Genomic DNA, 2,134 nt, shown 5'->3' on the forward strand with positions numbered 1-2,134 from the left:
CTCTCGTTGACTTCGGCGGAGCTCGGAACAAGGACTGGCTGCCTCAGAACATCTATTTCAACGCTGACTCCCTCACCGTCACTGTCACGGATTCCTCGGACGAGGGCAAGGTGCTCCTCTCGGGCACCGATGGCAACCTGAAGACGAGCACTGACAACATCAAGGTCATCGCCACGGCTGAAAACAACACGGGCGACGCCGCCGCCGACCTTGCCAAGATTGCCGGTGTGGTTCAGCTCAATGTCAAGGACTCGGACGATACCTCCATCGCCCAGAACGTCTCCACTCCGCACACCGGCTACACAGTCACCCAGGAAGCCGACGACATCAATGACGCCGCCTCGGGCATCGTGACGCTCGCCGATGACGGCTCCGCCACGGTCACGAACATCACCAAGGTGGCGAACGTCAACGTCACGGGCATCGCCGAGACGTCCGCGATCGGCCTCCAGATCTGGCGCAACGAAATCAACGACATGAACAAGCGCATGGGCGAGCTCCGCGACAGCATGGGCGAGGCCAACGGCGTCTGGGCCCGTGTCTACAACGGCAAGGCCCGCTCGGGTTCGCTCTCGATCACGAACAAGTACACCACCTTCCAGTTCGGCTATGACCACCAGGTCTCGCACGGCGTGTGGCTCGGCGGCGCGGTTCACTACACCGACGGCGACCAGGACTTCGCGCAGGGCGGCGGCGAGAACTCGACCTACGGCTTCACGGCGTACGGGTCCTGGCTCGCCGACAACGGCTTCTTCCTCGACGTGACCGGCAAGGTCGGCCGCATCAAGAACTCGTTCGACATCACCACCTCGAGCGTCCACTCCACCGGCAGCTATCACACCAACGCCGTCTCGGTCTCGGCCGAGGCCGGCTGGCGCGTCTATCCCTTTGAGAACCCGTTCTTCATCGAGCCCCAGGTCGAGCTCATGTACGGCCATGTCTTCGGCGAGGACTACAGGACCTCGACCGGCATGACGGTCAGCCAGTCCTCCGCCGACACGATCATCGGCCGCGCAGGCTTCGCCCTCGGCATCAAGTGCCCGGGCAACCGCGGCAACGCCTACATCCGCGCCTCGGTGCTCCACGACTGGGACGGCGACGCCGACTACGCCTACACGAGCGCCTCGGGCGTCTCGAGGAAGCTCACCGAGGAACTCGGCGGCACCTGGTACGAGTACGGCATCGGCGCGAACTTCAACGCCACGAAGCAGCTTCACATCTACGCGGATGCGGAACGCTCCTCCTCCGGGGTCATGGACACCGACTACCGCATCAACGTGGGCGTCCGCTACGCCTGGTGATGGTACAATCCCTAATCGATGAGCGGTGAATAACCGCTGAAATCGGCCGGGGCGGACTTTCGCATTCTCTCGCCTCGGTTTCCCTCTACCGCCGGCCTCCAAAAGAGCCGGCGGTTTTTTCTTGTCTGTGCTCAGCAAAAAGCCGCCGCCCCAGCGCGGAGCAACGGCTCGTCTTCATTCGGAACGCAAAGATCAGGCCCGGTCCGGCCCGTCCCCGGCCTTCTCCTCCGCGGCGGCGCCGCAGCAGGACGAGGACTGACTTGAACTGCAGCAGGAGACGGGCTCCGCGGAACCGCAGCACGACGGGGCTCCCGACGAGCAGCACGACGAGCATCCGTCGCTCGTGTCGGGCACCCTGATGCCGTGCGCCTTCGCGTAGATCTTGGAGAAGTCACAGAGGTCGGAGACGGCGCTCACGAGGAGCTCCTGCCCGGGCGCGAAGGCGTACTCGATGTGAAGGGGCTTCGCGGACACTACGGTGCGCGTGAGGATGCCGTTCGCCTCGAGGTCATTGAGCTGGGTCGCAAGCATCTTCTCGGTGATGTCGGGCATGGTGCGCTTCAAGGAAGAGAAGCGCGTCGCGCCGTCGAGGATGTGCCAGAGGATGCGCAGCTTCCACTTGCCGCCGATCAGATCCATCGCGAGCAGAAGCGAGCAGGAGTATTCGTCTTTGAGCTGAGGCATCCGGGGAGTCCCATGCGACGGAGAGACACCCGCCCCGAGGAACTTTATCCAACGGGCACTGTCATTTTCGACAGTGGCTGTCCTTTCCGTAAGTTATTGATATTTCGTTTGATTATATCTAATCTTCGCGCACTGCACGTCCCCGGAAC

The 2,134-nt window shown here is 62.8% G+C and carries 2 protein-coding genes; one reads left to right on the plus strand and one right to left on the minus strand.

Annotated elements, in window-relative coordinates:
* Nucleotides 1-1,301, plus strand: a 1,301-nt coding sequence (locus Q4F91_RS13430) for an autotransporter outer membrane beta-barrel domain-containing protein (protein ID WP_303338238.1), incomplete at its 5' end; no start/stop codon positions are given.
* A gap of 192 nt (nt 1,302-1,493) precedes the next feature.
* Here the strand turns inward: Q4F91_RS13430 and Q4F91_RS13435 are convergent.
* Nucleotides 1,494-1,985: a helix-turn-helix domain-containing protein gene (locus Q4F91_RS13435; protein WP_303338239.1), complete on the minus strand. Its 492-nt coding sequence runs from the start codon at nt 1,983-1,985 to the stop codon at nt 1,494-1,496.
* Nucleotides 1,986-2,134 lie beyond the last annotated feature (149 nt).

The sequence above is a fragment of the Sutterella sp. genome (assembly GCF_030539355.1).
Lineage (GTDB): Bacteria > Pseudomonadota > Gammaproteobacteria > Burkholderiales > Burkholderiaceae_F > Sutterella.

Bases quoted from the DNA above. Each gene is read 5' to 3' on its own strand.
- Q4F91_RS13435 (WP_303338239.1), bottom strand. From the start codon at position 1,985: ATGCCTCAGCTCAAAGACGAATACTCCTGCTCGCTTCTGCTCGCGATG.